The sequence below is a fragment of the Pseudomonas palmensis genome (assembly GCF_049942755.1).
Taxonomy (GTDB): domain Bacteria; phylum Pseudomonadota; class Gammaproteobacteria; order Pseudomonadales; family Pseudomonadaceae; genus Aquipseudomonas; species Aquipseudomonas palmensis.
Genome location: NZ_CP187958.1, coordinates 3124387 through 3145200, shown reverse-complemented (window position 1 = coordinate 3145200; position 20814 = coordinate 3124387). Strand labels below are relative to the sequence as shown.

16 protein-coding genes, 2 tRNA genes and 3 rRNA genes are annotated in these 20814 nt (G+C 61.1%); 2 read left to right on the top strand and 19 right to left on the bottom strand.

The features are described from left to right. Genes thiO through ACPRTJ_RS14440 form a run of 5 tightly spaced genes read right to left on the bottom strand, consistent with a single transcriptional unit; the run spans nucleotide 1 to nucleotide 3107 of the window. Complete coding sequence (gene thiO / locus ACPRTJ_RS14460) at nucleotides 1–1098, bottom strand: glycine oxidase ThiO (protein ID WP_258660046.1); 1098 nt, start codon at nucleotides 1096–1098, stop codon at nucleotides 1–3. Between the two features lie 29 nt (nucleotides 1099–1127). Then, the gene (locus tag ACPRTJ_RS14455) at nucleotides 1128–1538 is read right to left on the bottom strand and encodes a type IV pilin protein (protein WP_054914914.1); all 411 of its coding nucleotides are present in this window, start codon (nucleotides 1536–1538) and stop codon (nucleotides 1128–1130) included. A gap of 11 nt (nucleotides 1539–1549) precedes the next feature. Further along, entirely contained in the window at nucleotides 1550–2062 is a 513-nt protein-coding gene (locus ACPRTJ_RS14450) for a pilus assembly PilX family protein (protein WP_258660048.1), read from the bottom strand. Beyond that, on the bottom strand, nucleotides 2059–2763 hold the full coding sequence (locus tag ACPRTJ_RS14445; RefSeq protein ID WP_258660049.1) for a PilW family protein: 705 nt from the start codon (nucleotides 2761–2763) through the stop codon (nucleotides 2059–2061). The genes ACPRTJ_RS14450 and ACPRTJ_RS14445 overlap by 4 nt, the downstream gene beginning before the upstream one ends. Further along, complete coding sequence (locus ACPRTJ_RS14440) at nucleotides 2760–3107, bottom strand: type IV pilus modification PilV family protein (protein ID WP_426427047.1); 348 nt, start codon at nucleotides 3105–3107, stop codon at nucleotides 2760–2762. Before ACPRTJ_RS14440 ends, ACPRTJ_RS14445 begins: the two co-directional genes overlap by 4 nt. Nucleotides 3108–3244: 137 nt before the next feature. On the opposite strand from ACPRTJ_RS14440, the gene ACPRTJ_RS14435 reads away from it, so the two are divergent. After that, nucleotides 3245–3721, top strand: coding sequence for a GspH/FimT family pseudopilin (locus ACPRTJ_RS14435; RefSeq protein ID WP_229589858.1), 477 nt, complete (start codon nucleotides 3245–3247; stop codon nucleotides 3719–3721). On the opposite strand, the gene ispH is transcribed toward ACPRTJ_RS14435, so the two are convergent. The 6 genes from ispH to murJ all read right to left on the bottom strand — a co-directional run bounded on the left by ispH (nucleotide 3710) and on the right by murJ (nucleotide 11045). Beyond that, nucleotides 3710–4657 (bottom strand): 4-hydroxy-3-methylbut-2-enyl diphosphate reductase, encoded by a 948-nt coding sequence (ispH, locus tag ACPRTJ_RS14430; protein WP_043860310.1) that lies wholly within the window; start codon nucleotides 4655–4657, stop codon nucleotides 3710–3712. The two genes, ACPRTJ_RS14435 and ispH, sit on opposite strands and share 12 nt — an antisense overlap. A gap of 14 nt (nucleotides 4658–4671) precedes the next feature. Further along, a complete protein-coding gene (gene fkpB / locus ACPRTJ_RS14425) occupies nucleotides 4672–5109 on the bottom strand; it encodes an FKBP-type peptidyl-prolyl cis-trans isomerase (RefSeq protein ID WP_054914918.1) in 438 nt (145 codons plus the stop codon). Further along, the gene (gene lspA / locus ACPRTJ_RS14420) at nucleotides 5102–5617 is read right to left on the bottom strand and encodes a signal peptidase II (RefSeq protein ID WP_043860308.1); all 516 of its coding nucleotides are present in this window, start codon (nucleotides 5615–5617) and stop codon (nucleotides 5102–5104) included. Before lspA ends, fkpB begins: the two co-directional genes overlap by 8 nt. Then, complete coding sequence (gene ileS, locus ACPRTJ_RS14415; RefSeq protein ID WP_043860307.1) at nucleotides 5610–8441, bottom strand: isoleucine--tRNA ligase; 2832 nt, start codon at nucleotides 8439–8441, stop codon at nucleotides 5610–5612. Before ileS ends, lspA begins: the two co-directional genes overlap by 8 nt. Beyond that, nucleotides 8438–9388 (bottom strand): bifunctional riboflavin kinase/FAD synthetase, encoded by a 951-nt coding sequence (ribF, locus tag ACPRTJ_RS14410; RefSeq protein WP_054914919.1) that lies wholly within the window; start codon nucleotides 9386–9388, stop codon nucleotides 8438–8440. Before ribF ends, ileS begins: the two co-directional genes overlap by 4 nt. Before the next feature lie 118 nt (nucleotides 9389–9506). Continuing rightward, nucleotides 9507–11045 carry a murein biosynthesis integral membrane protein MurJ gene (gene murJ / locus ACPRTJ_RS14405; protein ID WP_426427046.1) on the bottom strand — a complete coding sequence of 513 codons (1539 nt, stop codon included), beginning with the start codon at nucleotides 11043–11045 and terminating at the stop codon, nucleotides 9507–9509. Nucleotides 11046–11296: 251 nt separating this feature from the next. Here murJ and rpsT point away from each other — a divergent pair, with 251 nt between their 5' ends. Next, nucleotides 11297–11575, top strand: a complete 279-nt coding sequence (rpsT, locus tag ACPRTJ_RS14400; protein WP_043860304.1) for a 30S ribosomal protein S20 — start codon at nucleotides 11297–11299, stop codon at nucleotides 11573–11575. A gap of 143 nt (nucleotides 11576–11718) precedes the next feature. Here rpsT and ACPRTJ_RS14395 read toward each other — a convergent pair whose 3' ends face one another. The 8 genes from ACPRTJ_RS14395 to ACPRTJ_RS14360 all read right to left on the bottom strand — a co-directional run bounded on the left by ACPRTJ_RS14395 (nucleotide 11719) and on the right by ACPRTJ_RS14360 (nucleotide 20581). Continuing rightward, nucleotides 11719–14019 (bottom strand): PqiB family protein, encoded by a 2301-nt coding sequence (locus tag ACPRTJ_RS14395; protein WP_078479466.1) that lies wholly within the window; start codon nucleotides 14017–14019, stop codon nucleotides 11719–11721. Beyond that, nucleotides 14012–14635: a paraquat-inducible protein A gene (locus tag ACPRTJ_RS14390; RefSeq protein WP_104572943.1), complete on the bottom strand. Its 624-nt coding sequence runs from the start codon at nucleotides 14633–14635 to the stop codon at nucleotides 14012–14014. The genes ACPRTJ_RS14395 and ACPRTJ_RS14390 overlap by 8 nt, the downstream gene beginning before the upstream one ends. Beyond that, entirely contained in the window at nucleotides 14622–15281 is a 660-nt protein-coding gene (locus ACPRTJ_RS14385) for a paraquat-inducible protein A (protein WP_043860301.1), read from the bottom strand. Before ACPRTJ_RS14385 ends, ACPRTJ_RS14390 begins: the two co-directional genes overlap by 14 nt. A gap of 151 nt (nucleotides 15282–15432) precedes the next feature. Beyond that, nucleotides 15433–15548, bottom strand: a 5S ribosomal RNA gene (rrf, locus tag ACPRTJ_RS14380). 138 nt (nucleotides 15549–15686) lie between these two features. Further along, nucleotides 15687–18576: ribosomal RNA gene (locus ACPRTJ_RS14375) — 23S ribosomal RNA — on the bottom strand. Nucleotides 18577–18800: 224 nt separating this feature from the next. After that, nucleotides 18801–18876, bottom strand: a tRNA-Ala gene (locus ACPRTJ_RS14370). Between the two features lie 7 nt (nucleotides 18877–18883). Further along, a tRNA-Ile gene (locus ACPRTJ_RS14365) sits at nucleotides 18884–18960 on the bottom strand. A gap of 84 nt (nucleotides 18961–19044) precedes the next feature. Next, a 16S ribosomal RNA gene (locus ACPRTJ_RS14360) occupies nucleotides 19045–20581 on the bottom strand. The 16S, 23S and 5S rRNA genes sit together here with 2 tRNA genes alongside, the layout of an rRNA operon. Between the last annotated feature and the right edge of the window lie 233 nt (nucleotides 20582–20814).

Here is a 20814-nt window from a genome sequence, read left to right as displayed (position 1 = left end):
TTACAGCAGGCGCGGCCCCGGCGCGTACGGCGCCGGGTCGATGATCGGCGCACGCCCCAGCAGCAGGTCGGCGAACAACCGGCAGGACGCCGGCGCCAGCACCAGCCCGTTGCGGTAATGCCCGCAGTTCAACCACAAGCCTTCATGCCCGGGCACCTGGCCGATGTACGGCACACCTTCCGGTGAGCCTGGCCGCAACCCCGCCCAATGCCCGACCGGCGTGGCATCGGCCAGCGCCGGCAGCAATTCGATGGCCGAGGCCTTCAGGCTCGCCAGCGCCGCTTCGGTGGGCGTCTTGTCATAGCCTGCATGCTCCAGTGTGCTGCCGACCAGAATGTGCCCGTCACGCCGTGGGATCGCGTAGCGTCCCTTGGCCAGCACCATGCTCGGCAGGAAATCCTCCGCGCACTTGAACAGGATCATCTGCCCTTTCACCGGCTCCACCGGCAGTTCCAGGCCCAGCGGGCGCAGCAGGTCGCCACTCCAGGCCCCCGCCGTAAGCACCACCTGGTCGGCGCGGATCGGGCCATCGACGGTTTCAACGCCGCAAATACGCTCGCCCTCGCGGCTGAACCCGGTGATTTCACAATGCTCGCGAAGGGTCACGTTCGGCAGGGCCTGCAACGCCGCCTTGAGCGACTTGACCAGGCGCGGGTTGCGCACGTTCGCCACACCCGCCATGTAGATGGCCCGGTCGAAACCCGGCCCCAGCACGGGCACCGCCGCATAGGCGCGGGCCACATCCACTGCACTCAACGGGCGCCCCTCGCGGGCCGCCCAGGCCAGCGCCTCGGCTTCATCGTCCAGGTCCAGCCAGTACAGGCCGGTGGTATGCACCTCGGGGTCTACACCGGTGCTGGCGAACAGACGCTCGCCCAGTTGCGGATAGAAGTCCTGCGACCAATGCGCCAGTGCGGTAACCGCCGGGCTGTAGCGCCACGGGTACAACGGCGACACGATCCCGCCCCCGGCCCAGGAAGACTCCTGGCCGAGCGCGCCCTTGTCGCACACCACCACCTGCTCGACATCGGCCGCCAGGTTGAACGCAGTCAGCAGGCCGATCACCCCACCGCCGACAATCACTACTTGCTTGGTCATCTATTGGTCCAGTACCCGTATGAAAGACGTCAGTTACCCCAGCAACCCCCGTCCGCCTCGTTGCTGGCACCGGGGTTGCCGCGCACACCCTGGTGATCGAGCTCGAAGTCGCCACAGGCGTCGCCGGCCATCAGCCCGCCAGCGTGACGCCGGGCCAGCAGGCTGAAACCCTCGGCCTCGCGGCTGGCGTGCAGGCTGTAATGGCCTGTGCCGGGGGGCAACGGGGTGATCACGGCGTCGGTATCGGCATACTGGCCCGTGCGGGCGCGGTGGCGCTCCAGGTGCTGCGCACTGTCGAACAGCAGCCCCACGACCTCGCTGCGCGCGGCTCTTTTCACCGTGTCGCGGTAGCTGGGGTAGGCAATGCCCGCCAGAATGCCGACCACGGCGACGACAATCAACAGTTCGATCAGGCTCAGGCCCTGATGAGTTCGCGGCATGTTGTGCGCCCCTAGTGGATCTGCCGCCACAAGATACGTTGCGCCGGCCATTCAGCCGACACCACTGGCTGCGCCAGCACGCTCTCCAGCACCACCCGCGCCTGCTGCTGACGCCCCACGGCAGTCACCCGAAGCAGCTGCACCTCAAGGCCGTCGGGCAGCCGCGCGGGGCGCGAGCTGCGGCCCAGGTTCTGTACCAGGAAGAAGCCAGGCCCTTGCGCCTGCCAGCCCAGCCCGGAGCTTGGCCCCGCCCCGCCCTGCACACCGGCGGCGCGTACCCTGGGTGCCTCCGGCGGCGGCAGGCAGTACACGCACGGGCCCGGTGGCTCAAGCCTCGCCAGCACACGGGCCTCGGCGAGCCGCAACGTGGCTTCCGCCGCCTCGAACGCCTGCAATGCCATCACCAGGTTGCCGGCCATGCGTGCCTGCAAGGCGGCACTGTGCAGCACCGAAACACCCAGCAGGCCGCACAGCAGCATCAGCACCAGGCACACCAGCAGCGCCATGCCCCGTTGCAGCTTCATGGCAGGCGGTTACGTACGGCGGCGACCATCTGATAGGTTTGCGCGCGCACCCGTTCAGCGGGGTCGTCCAGGGTCAGGCGCAGGCGGATGCTGCGAATGCGCGAAGGGTCGGGCACCGCCGTCATCCAGGCCAGCTCACCGCCCTCGCCCGCCACGCCCAGGTCAATCTGCAGCCGGCTGACATGTTCTATCAGCACCGCGTGGCTGCCACCACTGGTGAGCAGCAGTTGCCCGTCCACCAGGCGGTACACCTGCTGACGAACCGGCAAGGCGAATTGTTGTGGCCCGGGCAAGCGCTCGCCTGCCTGCACCTGGGCGGTGCTCAGGCAGTCGGTGAGCAGCGTCCAGTTGGGCGGGCCACCGGCCTCCCCACCCTGCACGCCAACCAGGCTCAGGCTGCGCAGGGTGCCGTCAGGCTCGAGGCTGACACTGATCGGCAGGGCAAATGCCGCGGCAATGGCAGGGTCGGCAAAGCTGATCGCCTCGCGCCGCAGGCAGCCGAATGCACCGGCCATGCGGATGTCGCGGGCCATGCGCTGCAGGGCGAAGCGCGCATCCTCCTGCAACTGCGCAAGTGCGCCCTGCGCCTGCCAACCCTGCAGCGCACCGATGAACAGACGGCTGCCGGCCAGCACCAGCAGCACGCCCAGGCTCAACGCCAGCAGCGCCTCGACCAGGCCGAAACCGGTGTCGCGCCTCATGGCCCCACCTGCCCCTGCACAGCAAGGCCACCGCCCTGCCAGTGCAGGTCGAGTGCGAGCCCATTGCCCGCCTGGCGCACCTGTGCCTGCGCGGACGCGCCGGCCACCTTCACCAGCTCGCGTTGCAAGGCACTGGCCTCCCCGGCCGTCAGCCCGCCCGCAGCGCGCGCGCCTTCGAGCAGGGCCTGGGCCAGGTAAAGCGCCTGGGTAGTACGCAGCGCGCCGTCGGTGCCGTGCAACGCCCGCCCTTGCAGCACAGCCGCCGCCATTACTCCCAGTGACAGCACCAGCAGCGCCACCATCACTTCGATCAGGGTCATGCCCTGCTGCAGCCTCCTGGCCATGTTCGCCTCCTGCGAAATTTCCCCATGTGATTGCCTACCCGGCCGACTGGACGCCCAACCGAGCGGCACTGAATCTACAGAGAAGCACTTCCAGGGAGGGATGCACGATGGGGCAACAGGGCGTAACACTGATACAAATGATGTATGCGCTGGGGCTGATCGCGGCGCTGACGCAGTTAGGGCTGCCGGCCTACAGCGCCATGAGCGTGAGCCTACAGCGCGAGGCCAGCGCGCAGAACCTTGCCCAGGCCTTGCGCAGCGCCCGCAGCGAAGCCCTGCTGCGCAATCAGCGAGTCAGCCTGACGGCCCTGGAGGGCGACTGGAGCAAGGGATGGCGAATGAGCGCCGACGATGAAGGCTTGCTGCACGAGTACCGTGCCAGCGGGAAGGTTCGTGTGGTGGGCAATCAGCCGCTGGCGCGGCAGGTGCATTTCAGCGGGCTGGGGGTACCGCTGCAGGCGGGCGGTGCGTTCCAGGCCGGGACCCTGCACGTGTGCGAAAGTCCCGGAACCCGGAGCCTGCATCAGGTGGTGCTGTCACGCACCGGGCGGGTCAGCCTGCGCCACCTCGCCACCGATCAGCCGCTGTGCGCGGCCGCCGGGTCAGATCAGTGAACGCACCCGCAGCTCCTTGGGCATCGAGAACGTTACATTCTCTTCGCGACCATCGAGCTCGTCGGCACCTGTGGCGCCCCATTCCTGCAACTGCGCGATCACACCACGCACCAGCACTTCGGGGGCGGAGGCGCCGGCGGTGATGCCGATACGCTCGACACCGTCGAACCAGCTGCGCTGCATGTCTTCTGCACCGTCGATCAGGTAGGCCGGGGTGGCCATGCGCTCGGCCAGCTCACGCAGGCGGTTGGAGTTGGAGCTGTTCGGGCTGCCCACCACCAGTACCACGTCGCACTCGTCAGCCAGTTGCTTGACCGCATCCTGGCGGTTCTGGGTGGCGTAGCAGATGTCGTCCTTGCGCGGCCCGCCAATGCTGGGGAAGCGCGTGCGCAGCGCATCGATGACGCGGCTGGTGTCGTCCATCGACAGGGTGGTCTGGGTCACGAAGGCCAGGCGTTCGGGGTCACGAACCTGCAGGTTGGCGACATCCTCTTCGTCTTCGACCAGGTAGATCGAACCGCCATTGCTGGCGTCGTACTGGCCCATGGTGCCTTCGACCTCGGGGTGCCCTTCGTGGCCGATCAGGATGCATTCCTTGCCATCGCGACTGTACTTGGCCACCTCGATGTGCACCTTGGTCACCAGCGGGCAGGTCGCGTCGAAGACCTTGAGGCCACGCCCCGCCGCTTCCTGGCGCACGGCCTGGGAAACGCCGTGGGCACTGAAGATGACGATGACGTCATTGGGCACCTGGTCGAGCTCTTCGACGAAGATCGCCCCACGCGCGCGCAGGTCTTCGACCACGAACTTGTTGTGCACCACTTCGTGACGCACATAGATCGGCGGGCCGAACACCTCGAGGGCGCGATTGACGATTTCGATCGCCCGGTCCACGCCGGCGCAGAAGCCGCGTGGGTTGGCGAGTTTGATCTGCATGGCTGACTCCTGGCTCAAAGGGCCTTGACTGCGAGGATTTCCACCTCGAAGTTCAGGGTCTTGCCGGCCAGCGGGTGGTTGAAGTCGATGGTCACCTGCGCGTCATCGAACGCCTTCACCACGCCGGGCAACTCGGCGTTGGCCGCGTCGTTGAAAATCACCAGCAGGCCCTCGGACAACTCCATGTCCTGGAACTGCGAGCGGGGAATGATCTGCACGTTCTGCGGGTTCGGCTGACCGAAGGCGTTCTCCGGTGCCACGCTGACGGTGCGCTTGTCGCCGGCCTTGAAGCCGAAGATCGCGGCTTCGAAGCCCGGCAGCAGGTTGCCGTCGCCGACCTTGAACACCGCCGGAGCCTTCTCGAAGGTGCTGTCGACAGTATCACCGTTTTCCAGGTGCAGCGCGAAGTGCAGGGTGACTTCGGTGTTCTGGCCGATACGGGTATCAGTCATGGACGGGTTCTCCGGACTTTTTGCTCTTGAACATATCCAGCGCCAGCATCACGGCGCCCACGCTGATGGCGCTGTCGGCCAGGTTGAAGGCCGGGAAGTACCAGCGGTTCTGCCAGTGCACGAGGATGAAGTCGACCACGTGGCCGAGCACGATGCGGTCGTACAGGTTGCCCAGCGCACCGCCCAGCACCAGGGCCAACGCAACGGCCAGCCAGGTGTCGTCGCGGCCCAGGCGCTTGAGCCACACCACCAGCACCGCACTGACCACCAGGGCGATCAGGGCGAACAGCCAGCGCTGCCAGCCGGAGCTGTCGGCCAGGAAGCTGAAGGCCGCACCGGTGTTGTAGGCCAAGGTCCAGCTGAAGTAGTCGGGGATGACCACGATCTGCTGGTACAGGCTCAGCGCACCTTCGAAGTAGTGCTTGCTGGCCTGGTCCAGGACCAGTACCAGCAGGCTCAGCCACAGCCAGGCGAGGCGCCCGAAGCGCCCCACGTTGGGGTTAGGCATAGTGACGCACCTCACCTTTGCCGCTGATGTTGTCGACACAACGACCGCAGATTTCCGGATGCTCCGGGTTCACGCCCACGTCGGCGCGGAAGTGCCAGCAACGGCCGCACTTGGCGTGACCCGACTTGACCACCTTGAGCTTGAGGCCGGCCACTTCGGTAACCACGGCATCGGCCGGGGCTTCGACGAACGGCGCCACGCTGGCTGCCGAGGTGATCAGCACGAACCGCAGTTCGTTGCCCAGCTTGTTCAGGTCGGTGCTCAGGGCCTCGTCGGCGAACAGGGTGACTTCGGCTTGCAGGTTGCCGCCGATGGCCTTGGCCGCACGCTGGTTCTCCAGCTCCTTGTTGACCGCAGCCTTGACGGCCATCACGCGGTCCCAGTAGGCGCGGTCCAGCTCGATGCCTTCTGGCAGCTCGGTCAGGCCCTGGTACCAGGTGTTGAGCATGACCGACTCGTTGCGCTCGCCCGGCAGGTACTGCCACAGCTCGTCGGCGGTGAACGCCAGGATCGGTGCGATCCAGCGCACCAGCGCTTCGCTGATGTGGTACAGCGCGGTCTGGCACGAGCGGCGCGCGACACTGTTGGCGCCGGTGGTGTACTGGCGGTCCTTGATGATGTCGAGGTAGAAGCCGCCCAGCTCCTGCACGCAGAAGTTGTGGATCTTGGAGTAGACGTTCCAGAAACGGTACTCGCCGTAGTGCTCTTCCAGCTCGCGCTGCAGCAGCAGGGTGCGGTCGACCGCCCAGCGGTCCAGCGCCAGCATGTCGTCGGCCGGCAGCAGGTCGCGGGCCGGGTCGAAGCCGGACAGGTTGGAGAGCAGGAAGCGCGCGGTGTTGCGGATGCGCCGGTAGGCGTCGGCGCTGCGCTGCAGGATCTGGTCGGAAACCGCCATCTCGCCGGAGTAGTCGGTGGCCGATACCCACAGGCGCATGATGTCGGCACCCAGGGTGTCGTTGACCTTCTGCGGCTCGATGGTGTTGCCCAGCGACTTGGACATCTTGCGGCCGTTCTCGTCCACGGTGAAGCCGTGGGTCAGCAGCTCGCGGTACGGCGCATGGCCGTCGATGGCGCAGCCGGTGAGCAGCGAGGAGTGGAACCAGCCGCGGTGCTGGTCGGAACCTTCCAGGTACAGGTCGGCGCGCGGGCCGCTTTCGTGGCCGATGTTGTGCGAGCCACGCAGCACGTGCCAGTGGGTGGTACCGGAGTCGAACCACACGTCCAGGGTGTCGGCGATCTTGTCGTACTGGCCGGCTTCGTCACCGAGCAGTTCGGCGGCGTCCATCTTGAACCAGGCTTCGATGCCCTCGAGCTCGACGCGCTGGGCCACCTGCTCCATCAGTTCGACGGTGCGCGGGTGCAGTTCACCGGTCTGCTTGTGCAGGAAGAACGGGATCGGCACACCCCAGTTGCGCTGACGCGAGATGCACCAGTCCGGGCGGTTGGCGATCATCGAATGCAGGCGCGCCTGGCCCCAGGCCGGCACGAACTTGGTTTCTTCGATGGCGTTGAGGGCGCGCTTGCGCAGGGTTTCGCCGCTGTCAGGCTGCTTGTCCATACCCACGAACCACTGCGCGGTGGCGCGGTAGATCAGCGGGGTCTTGTGGCGCCAGCAGTGCATGTAGCTGTGGCTGATGGTGTCGGTGAACATCAGCGCGCCGACTTCGGCGAGCTTGTCGACGATGTGCGGGTTGGCTTTCCAGATGAACTGGCCACCGAAGAATTCCAGCGAGTCGACGTACACGCCGTTGCTCTGCACCGGGGTGAGGATGTCGTCGTTGACCATGCCGTAGCGCTTGCAGGTCACGAAGTCGTCTTCACCGTAGGCCGGGGCCGAGTGGACCACGCCGGTACCGGCGCCCAGCTCGACGTACTCGGCCAGGTAGACCGGCGACAGGCGATCGTACAGAGGGTGACGGAAGTTGATCAGCTCCAGTGCAGAGCCCGGCGCGGTGGCGATCACCGAACCTTCCAGCGAGTAGCGCTTGAGGCAGGCTTCGACCAGCTCTTCGGCCAGCACCAGCAGCTTGTCGCCGACGTCCACCAGGGCATAGCTGAACTCGGGGTGCACGTTCAGCGCCTGGTTGGCGGGGATGGTCCACGGGGTGGTGGTCCAGATCACGATGGCGGCGGGCTTGGCCAGCGACGACAGGCCGAAGGCCTGGGCCAGCCGCGCTTCGTCGGCCACGTTGAAGGCCACGTCGATGGTCTGGGACTTCTTGTCGGCGTATTCGACCTCGGCTTCGGCCAGGGCCGAACCGCAATCGAAGCACCAGTTCACGGGCTTGAGGCCCTTGAACACGAAACCGTGCTTGACCATTTCGGCCAGGGCGCGGATTTCGCCGGCTTCGTTGGCGAAGTCCATGGTCTTGTAGGGGTTGTCCCAGTCACCCAGCACGCCCAGGCGGATGAATTCCTTCTTCTGCCCTTCGATCTGCTCGGCCGCGTAGGCACGGCACAGCTCGCGGGTCTTGTCCGCGGTGAGGTGCTTGCCGTGGGTCACTTCGACCTTGTGCTCGATCGGCAGGCCATGGCAGTCCCAACCCGGCACGTACGGCGCATCGTAGCCGGCCAGGGTCTTGGACCGCGAGATCATGTCCTTGAGAATCTTGTTGAGCGCGTGACCGATGTGGATCTTGCCGTTGGCGTAGGGCGGGCCGTCGTGCAGCACGAACTTCGGACGATCCTTGCCAATTTCGCGCAGCTTCTGGTACAGGCCAATGCTGTCCCAGCGCTGCAGGATCTGCGGTTCGCGCTGTGGCAGGCCGGCCTTCATCGGGAAGGCGGTGTCCGGAAGGTTTAGCGTGGCTTTATAGTCGGTCATTTCAGGCTCTTCGTTAGCGGTTGACCGTGCCAATGGGCACGTGCGGCGGCGATATCCGCATCGATCGCCGACTTCAGCGCCTCCAGGGAGGCGAATCGCTGCTCATCGCGCAGCTTGTGGTGGAATTCCACCGTGAGACGCCGGCCATACAGATCGCCGGCAAAATCCAGGAGATGCACTTCCAGGTGGGCGCGGCCATCACCTGCAACGCTGGGGCGCACGCCGATGTTGGCGACACCCGGCCACGCCTGGCCATCGAGTTCGACGCTGACCAGGTACACCCCGGTGAGCGGTACGCGATGACGCTTGAGTTGTATGTTGGCCGTGGGCCAACCCAGCTGGCGCGCCAGCTTCTGCCCATGCAGCACCCGGCCGCGGATGCGGAACGGGCGGCCCAGCAGACGCTCGGCCACGGCAAAGTCGGCACGCGCCAGTGCTTCGCGCACCTGCGTGCTGCTGACCCGCAGGCCCTCGAGCTCCACGGTTTGCGCCGCTTCCACGGTGAAGCCGTGGCGCAGGCCGGCCTGCTGCAGGAACGTGAAGTCACCCACCCGGTCGCAGCCGAACCGGAAGTCGTCACCGACCTCCAGGTGCTGCACGCCCAGGCCGTCGACCAGGATGGTGTCGACGAATTCGGCGGCGCTGAGCTTGCACAGGCGCTGGTTGAACGCCAGGCACAGCACCCGGTCGATGCCTTCGGCGGCCAACAGGGCGACCTTGTCGTGCAGGCGGGCCAGGCGCGCAGGCGCGGTGTCCGGTGCAAAGTACTCACGCGGCTGTGGCTCGAAAATCACCACGCAGCTGGGTACGCCCAGCGCTACCGCGCGCTCACGCAAACGCGCCAGGATAGCCTGGTGACCGCGGTGAACACCGTCGAAGTTGCCGATAGTGGCAACACAGCCCCGATGCTCGGGGCGAAGGTTGTGAAGGCCTCGAACCAGCTGCATAACGCGCTTCTTGCTCATAAAGTGGTCGATTATAACCACACCCGGGCGCCGACGACAGGCAGCAGCGCGATGCCAGGGCGTCTAAAACACAAAACCGACGCCTGACCCGCGCCGGCCATCAGTGCAGCGCCTTGCGGGCGAAGTCCCGTGGACGAAAACCAAACAGGTACAGGCAACCGAAATAGGTCACCACGCCTGCGCCAATCAGTACGCCCAGGCGCAGGAACCGCTCGAGCATGTGCCCCTGCTCCCAGGCAGGCATGTACCACATGCCGGCCACCAGCACACCGGCCATCAGCAGTACGGCCACCAGCAACTTGAGCAGGTAGGCGGTCCAGCCCGGCTGCGGCTCGAACAGGTTCTGCTGGCGCAGCTTCCAGTACAGCAGGCCGGCATTGAGGCAGGCGCCGACACTGATCGCCAGGGCCAGCCCGGCATGCTGCAGGTAGCCGATGGACACCAGGTTGAGCAGTTGCGTGGCCACCAGGGTGAAGATGGCGATCTTTACCGGTGTACGGATGTTCTGCTGGGCATAGAAGCCAGGGGCGAGCACCTTGACCAGAATGATGCCGAGCAGGCCGACCGAGTAGGCGATCAGCGCGCGCTGGGTCATGGCGGCATCGAAGGCGGTGAACTTGCCGTACTGGAACAGGGCCACCGTCAGTGGCTCGGACAAAATTGCCAGGGCAAAGGTGCAAGGCAACACCAGCAAGAAGCACAGGCGCAGGCCCCAGTCGAGGATGCGCGAATACTCGTGGCGATCCTTGCTGGCGTAGGTCTTGGCCAGGGTCGGCAGCAGGATGGTGCCCAGCGCCACGCCCAGCACCCCGGAGGGCAGCTCCATCAGGCGGTCGGCGTAGTACATCCACGACACCGAGCCGGCCACCAGAAACGAGGCGAAGATGGTGTTGATGATCAGCGAGATCTGGCTTACCGACACCCCGAGGATGGCAGGCAGCATCTGCTTGAGCACGCGCCATACCCCGGTATCGCGCAGGTTCAGGCGGGGCAGCACGAGCATGCCGATCTTTTTGAGGTGCGGCAGCTGGTACAGCAGCTGCAACAGGCCGCCGGCCAGTACCGCCCAGCCCAGGGCCATCACCGGCGGATCGAAGTACGGGGTGAGGAACAGCGCGAAGAAGATCATCGCGACGTTGAGCAGGGTCGGCACGAAGGCCGGTACCGAGAAACGGTTCCAGGTGTTGAGGATGGCGCCCGCCAGGGACGACAGCGAGATCAGCAATATATAAGGAAAGGTCACACGCAGCAGGTCGGTGGTCAGCTCGAACTTCTCGGCGCTGTCGACGAAGCCCGGCGCGGTGACCCACACCACCCAGGGTGCGGCCAGGATCCCCAGCGCCGTGACCACCGCCAGCACCAGGGTCAGCAGGCCGGCGACATAGGCCACGAAGGTGCGGGTCGCCTCCTCGCCCTGCTGGCTTTTGTATTCGGCCAGGATCGGCACGAACGCCTGGGAAAACGCCCCCTCGGCAAAGATTCGCCGCAGCAGGTTGGGCAGCTTGAAGGCAATGAAAAAGGCGTCGGTGGCAACACCGGCGCCGAAGATGCGCGCCAGGATGGTATCGCGGACAAAGCCCAGCACGCGCGACACCATGGTGATGGAACTGACTGCAGCCAGGGACTTGAGGAGATTCATCGAAAGATTTTCATGCCATATGGATGAAGGAGAGGCCTAAACGGCATCCAAGTATGCGATACTCCGCCGCGCAAAGCAGACAGAGCAAAACTCCCGAGTTTACAGGTCATGCGCCAGAAGGGAATCATCCCCTCCAGCGAATCGACCGCTCAGCGGAACCTAACAAGCGCCCTTGACAACCGATCAACTCATCGGCATGATTCGCGGCCTATTTTGTTTGCTATTTACCAAGTCTTTCGAGGAGCTCGACGGTGGCCAACTCACCTTCCGCCAAAAAACGTGCAAAACAGGCTGAGAAGCGTCGCAGCCACAACGCCAGCCTGCGTTCCATGGTTCGCACCTACATCAAGAATGTAGTCAAGGCCATCGACGCAAAAGACGCCGAAAAAGCGCAAGCTGCTTACATCCTGGCTGTTCCAGTTATCGACCGCATGGCCGATAAAGGCATCATCCACAAGAACAAGGCTGCTCGCCATAAAGGCCGTCTGAATGGCCACATCAAGGCACTGAAGATTGCTGCAGCTGCCTAAGCGACGCTTGTTAAAAAACCGACCCTAGGGTCGGTTTTTTATTGCCTGCGATTTGATGATGCCGGGAAGACAGGGCCGCTCCCTTCGCCGACCAGGCTGACTCCTGCAGGAGACGGCCTGGTCGGCGAAGGGCTATGCCTTGCCTACTTGCCGAGCGGGATCTTCGGCGCCCATTGCAGCCATTCGTCCTCGGCCTTGTCGAACAGGGCAAAGGTCTGCTGCGGCAACGCTGCGTTGCCCATCTTGTCGCCGTCTGGCGTGGCGAAGGCAATGCCACCCTCGATCAGGGTCTCCAGCGACTCGGTACGCACCGTAGCACCCTTGAACAGGCCGATATCGAAGCCGAAGCCACTGCTGTTCCAGAAACGGCTGCCACCGCGCACAAGCGAGGCGTAGCGTGGCTCGATCAGGATATGGATCAGCACGCGATCCGCTGTCTGCCCCAGTTCGTACCCCGTGACCTTGCCCACCGGCACTTCACGGTAGGTGACCGGCACACCGACCTTGATCGACCCGCGTCGAGCAGCGCTGAGCACCACCGGCAGGCCAGCCTCGCGAGCGGTCAGGTCCGGTGGCTCGGGCAAGGCCACGAAGTTGCGCTGCGGGCCCTGATTCTTCGCCGCCGGTTGCACTTCCAGGTACTGACCGGTGACCAGCGTCTCCAGGTTGGCCGTCTTGACGATACCCAGCGCCGGCTTGACTACCCAGAACTGCGTGCCCACACGCGCAATACGCTCGGGCACCTCGGTGATCTGCGCCTTGAGCGTCACCGATTGCAGGTCCTCCGCCAGGTCCACCGCTTCGACCTTGCCGACATCCAGCCCCTTGAAGCGTATGGGGGTGCCGACCTTGAGGCCGTCCGCACGGTCCACCTTGATGGTGATGCTGGTGCCCTTGCGATCCGCCGCTTCCTGGTTGGCCAGCAGGCGGAAGGTGGGGATACGACGCTTGAGCGGTACATTCTGTTTCGGCGTATCGAAGGCGATGCCACCGGCCATCAGGCTCTGCAGCGACTCGCTCTTGATCTGGATGCCCGACAGGCCGCCAGTCAGGGTAATGCCGCTGGCGTTCCAGAAACGCGTCGAACCATTGACCAGGTTGGCGTACTCGGGCTCGATGTGCACGCCAATCAGCAGGCGTTGCTGCTTCCTGGAGAACTGGTAGCTTTGCACGCTACCCACCTTTACCTGCCGATACAGGATCGGGCTGCCAACCTCGAGCGAGCCCAGGTTGTCGCTGAACAGCACAAGGTGCAGGCCGGGCGCCTTCAGATCGAGGGGCGGGGCCTTGGCCCGGGCTTCGAATTCACGCTGAGGCGAGGCGCCCTTGTCGCCGGGACGGATAGCAATGTAGTTGCCCTTTACCAACGCCTCCAGGCCGGTGATACCCGCCAGGGAGATCGACGGCTTGACCACCCAGAACTGGGTGCCTTCGACCAGGTAGTCCTCGGCCAGCGGGTCCAGGGTCAGCTCGGCCATGGCGCTGGAGAGGTCGGCATCGACCTTCAGGGCTTTCAGCGAACCTACCTGTATACCTTTGTACATGACCGGCGTACGGCCCGCCTGCAGGCCCTCGAAGTCGCTCAGCTTGACCTTGACCCGGATACCCGCCTGGGCGGCGTCGAAGTCTTCGAAAAGACGGAACGGCAGGTTCGGGTCGGTGGGCGGGCTGTCCTTGCGGTGCTCGGGGGTAGCGAATGCGATACCCCCGGCAACGATGCTGGCCAGGGACTCGCTGCGCACCTTCACGCCCGACAGGTTGGCATCGATGCTCACGCCGCTGGCGTTCCAGAAACGCGTGTGCTTGCGCACCAGGTCGGCATAGCCCGGCTCGATGAACACCTTGATCTCGACCGTACCCTGGTCGTCGGAGAGCTTGTAGCTCTTCACCCGGCCAACCTGGATCTGCTTGTAGAACACGGGGCTGTCACGGTTGAGCGACCCCAGGCGATCGGCCTTGAGGGTCAGATGCAGGCCGGGCACGCTGTCGGACATCGGCGGTGCTTCGCTCAACGCATTGAAACGCTTGCTCGGCTCGCCATCGCCCGGGCTCACGGCAATGTAGTTGCCTGATACCAGCGTCTCCAGCCCGGTAATCCCGGCCAGGCTCACGTTTGGCTTGACCAGCCAGAAGCGAGTGTTCTTGCGCAGGTGCTCCTCGGCCACCTGGTTCATCTCGATGGTGGCGATGACACCTTTGTTGCGGCCTTTGTCGTCAAGTACCAGGCTCTTGACCTTACCCACCGACATGCCCTTGTAGACCACCTCGGTCTTGTTGGCGACGATACCCTCGCCGCTCTCGAAGCGAACCTCGATGTTCACCCCCGCTTCACGGTAAGCCTGCCAGCCGAGCCACCCACCGATCACCAATGCGATCAGGGGCAGTATCCAGATGGCCGACCAGTTCGAAGCTGGGCGGGTTTTAGCCGTAGGCAAATCACTCATGGTCGTCATCCGACTCCGTGTTATCCCAAATCAGTCGGGGATCGAAAGTTACTGCAGCAAGCATTGTCAGAATCACCACACTGGCAAAGGCGACGGCCCCCAGGTTGGCTTCGACACTGGCAATCCGGCCGAAATTCACCACCGCCACCAGGATCGCGATGACGAAGATATCCAGCATCGACCAGCGGCCGATGAATTCGATGAAGCGATACATCACGATGCGCTGGCGTGCCGACAGCGGCTGGTGGCGCTGCACCGAGTACAACAGCAGGGCGATGCCCACCAGCTTGAAGGTAGGTACCAGAATACTGGCGATGAACACCACGGCCGCGATCGGCAGCATGCCGTGCTGCATCAGGGTGATGACGCCGGACATGATGGTGTCGGGGCTGCCCTGCCCCAGGGTGCTGACCGTCATGATCGGCAGCACGTTGGCCGGTATGTACAGGATGGCCGCGGTAATCAGCAGCGCCCAGGTACGGGCCAGGCTGTTGGGCCGGCGTGCATGCACCAGCGCCCCGCAGCGTGTGCAGGTCTGGCTGCTGGCGCCCGCCTCCTGGCGGTTGAGCTCATGACACTCGGTACAGATCAGTATTCCTGCGTCAATCGCCCGCATGCACATCTTCTCCCGACAAGGCTACCCAGATCTGGTGGGGGGACATCACCACTTCCAGCCAGACCTGAACCAGCAACAAACTGACAAAACACAGCAAGCCAAGCCCTAGGCTGAGTTCGGCCATATCCACCAGCTTGACGATGGCGACCAGTACGCCCATGAGGTAGACCTCAAGCATGCCCCAGTCGCGCATGTGGTGATAAAAACGGTAAAGAAGCAGGCCGTAGCTGCGGCCCCTGTTCAAGCGGATGGTCAGCAACACCACCAGCTGACACAGCAGCTTGAGCAGTGGAATGGCCATGCTGCACAGGAACACCACCACCGCCACGCCACCCATGCCACTGTTGTACAGGCCGATCACACCGCTCCACACCGTGTCATCGGAGTTCTGGCCCAACAGATGGAGTTGCATGATCGGCAGAAAGTTCGCCGGCACGTAGAGCAGCAAGGCCGCCAGTACCAAGGCCAGGCTGCGCTCGACCACATTGTGCCGATGGGCGTACAACTCATAGCCGCAGCGCGGGCATTGCGCTTTTTCATCCGTCTTGAGCTCGGGCTTGCGCAGCAGCAGGTCGCATTCGTGGCACGCCACCAATTGATCCAGCGGCAAGCCTGCGAGTGAATCGCGATCGTCAGGGTCGGGCATAGAAGGGTTCTGAGTAAAAACGTCGGGGCCTATTCTAGTGTCGTTGCCCCAATTGTGGGAGCACAACCGCGCAGGAGCCAGCCTTGGCGCAGAACAGGCCACAAAGACAAAACCCCTACCTGCAAATGCAGATAGGGGTTTCGGAATTGAATCTTGACGATGACCTACTCTCACATGGGGAAACCCCACACTACCATCGGCGATGCATCGTTTCACTACTGAGTTCGGGATGGGATCAGGTGGTTCCAATGCTCTATGGTCGTCAAGAAATTCTGTTGCCAGAAGGTCTTGTTCAGACACTCCAGCGAATCGGGTATGTGATGTTCGTGAGCTACAAATCTTCGGCTTACTGTGTCTTCACAACACCGCAATCTGGTCGTTCGACGCAAATTGCTTGGGTGTTATATGGTCAAGCCTCACGGGCAATTAGTATTGGTTAGCTCAACGCCTCACAGCGCTTACACACCCAACCTATCAACGTCGTAGTCTTCGACGGCCCTTCAGGGAGCTCAAGGCTCCAGTGAGATCTCATCTTGAGGCAAGTTTCCCGCTTAGATGCTTTCAGCGGTTATCTCTTCCGAACATAGCTACCCGGCAATGCCACTGGCGTGACAACCGGAACACCAGAGGTTCGTCCACTCCGGTCCTCTCGTACTAGGAGCAGCCCCTCTCAAATCTCAAACGTCCACGGCAGATAGGGACCGAACTGTCTCACGACGTTCTAAACCCAGCTCGCGTACCACTTTAAATGGCGAACAGCCATACCCTTGGGACCGGCTTCAGCCCCAGGATGTGATGAGCCGACATCGAGGTGCCAAACACCGCCGTCGATATGAACTCTTGGGCGGTATCAGCCTGTTATCCCCGGAGTACCTTTTATCCGTTGAGCGATGGCCCTTCCATACAGAACCACCGGATCACTAAGACCTACTTTCGTACCTGCTCGACGTGTCTGTCTCGCAGTCAAGCGCGCTTTTGCCTTTATACTCTACGACCGATTTCCGACCGGTCTGAGCGCACCTTCGTACTCCTCCGTTACTCTTTAGGAGGAGACCGCCCCAGTCAAACTACCCACCATACACTGTCCTCGATCCGGATAACGGACCTGAGTTAGAACCTCAAAGTTGCCAGGGTGGTATTTCAAGGATGGCTCCACGCAGACTGGCGTCCACGCTTCAAAGCCTCCCACCTATCCTACACAAGCAAATTCAAAGTCCAGTGCAAAGCTATAGTAAAGGTTCACGGGGTCTTTCCGTCTAGCCGCGGATACACTGCATCTTCACAGCGATTTCAATTTCACTGAGTCTCGGGTGGAGACAGCGCCGCCATCGTTACGCCATTCGTGCAGGTCGGAACTTACCCGACAAGGAATTTCGCTACCTTAGGACCGTTATAGTTACGGCCGCCGTTTACCGGGGCTTCGATCAAGAGCTTCGCGTTAGCTAACCCCATCAATTAACCTTCCGGCACCGGGCAGGCGTCACACCCTATACGTCCACTTTCGTGTTTGCAGAGTGCTGTGTTTTTAATAAACAGTCGCAGCGGCCTGGTATCTTCGACCGGCATGAGCTTACGGAGCAAGTCCTTCACCCTCACCGGCGCACCTTCTCCCGAAGTTACGGTGCCATTTTGCCTAGTTCCTTCACCCGAGTTCTCTCAAGCGCCTTGGTATTCTCTACCCAACCACCTGTGTCGGTTTGGGGTACGGTTCCTGGTTACCTGAAGCTTAGAAGCTTTTCTTGGAAGCATGGCATCAACCACTTCGTCGCCTAATGGCAACTCGTCATCAGCTCTCGGCCTTAAGATCCCGGATTTACCTAAGATCTCAGCCTACCACCTTAAACTTGGACAACCAACGCCAAGCTGGCCTAGCCTTCTCCGTCCCTCCATCGCAATAACCAGAAGTACAGGAATATTAACCTGTTTTCCATCGACTACGCTTTTCAGCCTCGCCTTAGGGACCGACTAACCCTGCGTCGATTAACGTTGCGCAGGAAACCTTGGTCTTTCGGCGTGGGAGTTTTTCACTCCCATTGTCGTTACTCATGTCAGCATTCGCACTTCTGATACCTCCAGCAAGCTTCTCAACTCACCTTCACAGGCTTACAGAACGCTCCTCTACCGCATCACCTAAGTGATACCCGTAGCTTCGGTGTATGGTTTGAGCCCCGTTACATCTTCCGCGCAGGCCGACTCGACTAGTGAGCTATTACGCTTTCTTTAAAGGGTGGCTGCTTCTAAGCCAACCTCCTAGCTGTCTAAGCCTTCCCACATCGTTTCCCACTTAACCATAACTTTGGGACCTTAGCTGACGGTCTGGGTTGTTTCCCTTTTCACGACGGACGTTAGCACCCGCCGTGTGTCTCCCATGCTCGGCACTTGTAGGTATTCGGAGTTTGCATCGGTTTGGTAAGTCGGGATGACCCCCTAGCCGAAACAGTGCTCTACCCCCTACAGTGATACATGAGGCGCTACCTAAATAGCTTTCGAGGAGAACCAGCTATCTCCGAGCTTGATTAGCCTTTCACTCCGATCCACAGGTCATCCGCTAACTTTTCAACGGTAGTCGGTTCGGTCCTCCAGTCAGTGTTACCTAACCTTCAACCTGCCCATGGATAGATCGCCCGGTTTCGGGTCTATACCCAGCGACTAAACGCCCTATTAAGACTCGCTTTCGCTACGCCTCCCCTATTCGGTTAAGCTCGCCACTGAATATAAGTCGCTGACCCATTATACAAAAGGTACGCAGTCACCTAACAAGTAGGCTCCCACTGCTTGTACGCATACGGTTTCAGGATCTATTTCACTCCCCTCTCCGGGGTTCTTTTCGCCTTTCCCTCACGGTACTGGTTCACTATCGGTCAGTCAGTAGTATTTAGCCTTGGAGGATGGTCCCCCCATATTCAGACAAAGTTTCTCGTGCTCCGTCCTACTCGATTTCATGACTAAGAGATTTTCGCGTACAGGGCTATCACCCACTATGGCCGCACTTTCCAGAGCGTTCCGCTAATCTCAAAGCCACTTAAGGGCTAGTCCCCGTTCGCTCGCCACTACTAAGGGAATCTCGGTTGATTTCTTTTCCTCAGGGTACTTAGATGTTTCAGTTCCCCTGGTTCGCCTCTTGCACCTATGTATTCAGTACAAGATACCTGACTTATGCCAGGTGGGTTCCCCCATTCAGAGATCTCCGGATCAAAGTCTGTTTGCCGACTCCCCGAAGCTTATCGCAGGCTACCACGTCTTTCATCGCCTCTGACTGCCAAGGCATCCACCGTATGCGCTTCTTCACTTGACCATATAACCCCAAGCAATCTGGTTATACTGTGAAGACAACATTCGCCGAAAACTTGTAATTACTCACAAATTTTACCTTAGCCTGAACATACACCAGTGAAAGTGCTGTCCAGTCTATCTTTCTATCACATACCCAAATTTTTAAAGAACGATTCTGATAAAGTTCAGAAATCAATATTCGACGCGAATATTCATTTCTAAGCTTTGACAAACTGGCAAGCGGGGTGGTGGAGCCAAGCGGGATCGAACCGCTGACCTCCTGCGTGCAAGGCAGGCGCTCTCCCAGCTGAGCTATGGCCCCAGCAAATTGGTGGGTCTGGGCAGATTCGAACTGCCGACCTCACCCTTATCAGGGGTGCGCTCTAACCAACTGAGCTACAGACCCAATCGAAGGTTGCTAACCTAATCGTCTTCTTCAATGAATCAAGCAATTCGTGTGGGAGCTTATGAGACAGCTGATGTCGTCGATTAAGGAGGTGATCCAGCCGCAGGTTCCCCTACGGCTACCTTGTTACGACTTCACCCCAGTCATGAATCACACCGTGGTAACCGTCCTCCCGAAGGTTAGACTAGCTACTTCTGGTGCAACCCACTCCCATGGTGTGACGGGCGGTGTGTACAAGGCCCGGGAACGTATTCACCGCGACATTCTGATTCGCGATTACTAGCGATTCCGACTTCACGCAGTCGAGTTGCAGACTGCGATCCGGACTACGATCGGTTTTGTGAGATTAGCTCCACCTCGCGGCTTGGCGACCCTCTGTACCGACCATTGTAGCACGTGTGTAGCCCAGGCCGTAAGGGCCATGATGACTTGACGTCATCCCCACCTTCCTCCGGTTTGTCACCGGCAGTCTCCTTAGAGTGCCCACCATAACGTGCTGGTAACTAAGGACAAGGGTTGCGCTCGTTACGGGACTTAACCCAACATCTCACGACACGAGCTGACGACAGCCATGCAGCACCTGTCTCAATGTTCCCGAAGGCACCAATCCATCTCTGGAAAGTTCATTGGATGTCAAGGCCTGGTAAGGTTCTTCGCGTTGCTTCGAATTAAACCACATGCTCCACCGCTTGTGCGGGCCCCCGTCAATTCATTTGAGTTTTAACCTTGCGGCCGTACTCCCCAGGCGGTCAACTTAATGCGTTAGCTGCGCCACTAAAATCTCAAGGATTCCAACGGCTAGTTGACATCGTTTACGGCGTGGACTACCAGGGTATCTAATCCTGTTTGCTCCCCACGCTTTCGCACCTCAGTGTCAGTATGAGCCCAGGTGGTCGCCTTCGCCACTGGTGTTCCTTCCTATATCTACGCATTTCACCGCTACACAGGAAATTCCACCACCCTCTGCCCTACTCTAGCTCGCCAGTTTTGGATGCAGTTCCCAGGTTGAGCCCGGGGATTTCACATCCAACTTAACGAACCACCTACGCGCGCTTTACGCCCAGTAATTCCGATTAACGCTTGCACCCTCTGTATTACCGCGGCTGCTGGCACAGAGTTAGCCGGTGCTTATTCTGTCGGTAACGTCAAAACAGCAAGGTATTCGCTTACTGCCCTTCCTCCCAACTTAAAGTGCTTTACAATCCGAAGACCTTCTTCACACACGCGGCATGGCTGGATCAGGCTTTCGCCCATTGTCCAATATTCCCCACTGCTGCCTCCCGTAGGAGTCTGGACCGTGTCTCAGTTCCAGTGTGACTGATCATCCTCTCAGACCAGTTACGGATCGTAGCCTTGGTGAGCCATTACCTCACCAACTAGCTAATCCGACCTAGGCTCATCTGATAGCGCAAGGCCCGAAGGTCCCCTGCTTTCTCCCGTAGGACGTATGCGGTATTAGCGTTCCTTTCGAAACGTTGTCCCCCACTACCAGGCAGATTCCTAGGTATTACTCACCCGTCCGCCGCTGAATCGAAGAGCAAGCTCTTCTCATCCGCTCGACTTGCATGTGTTAGGCCTGCCGCCAGCGTTCAATCTGAGCCATGATCAAACTCTTCAGTTCAATACTGCTTGGGTTTTGAGAAAACCCTAAACTTGGCTCAGCATTCTCAAATGACTTACTTTCAAATCTTTCGATTTTCGTGCAGCCACTTGTGATGCTGATAATCTTTCTGACTATCAGTCTGAGCTCACAAGCACCCACACGAATTGCTTGATTCAGTTGTTAAAGAGCGGTTGGTCAAGAATCTTTCGTCTCAACCGAGGCACGCATTCTACGCTTTCCCCAGAGCCTGT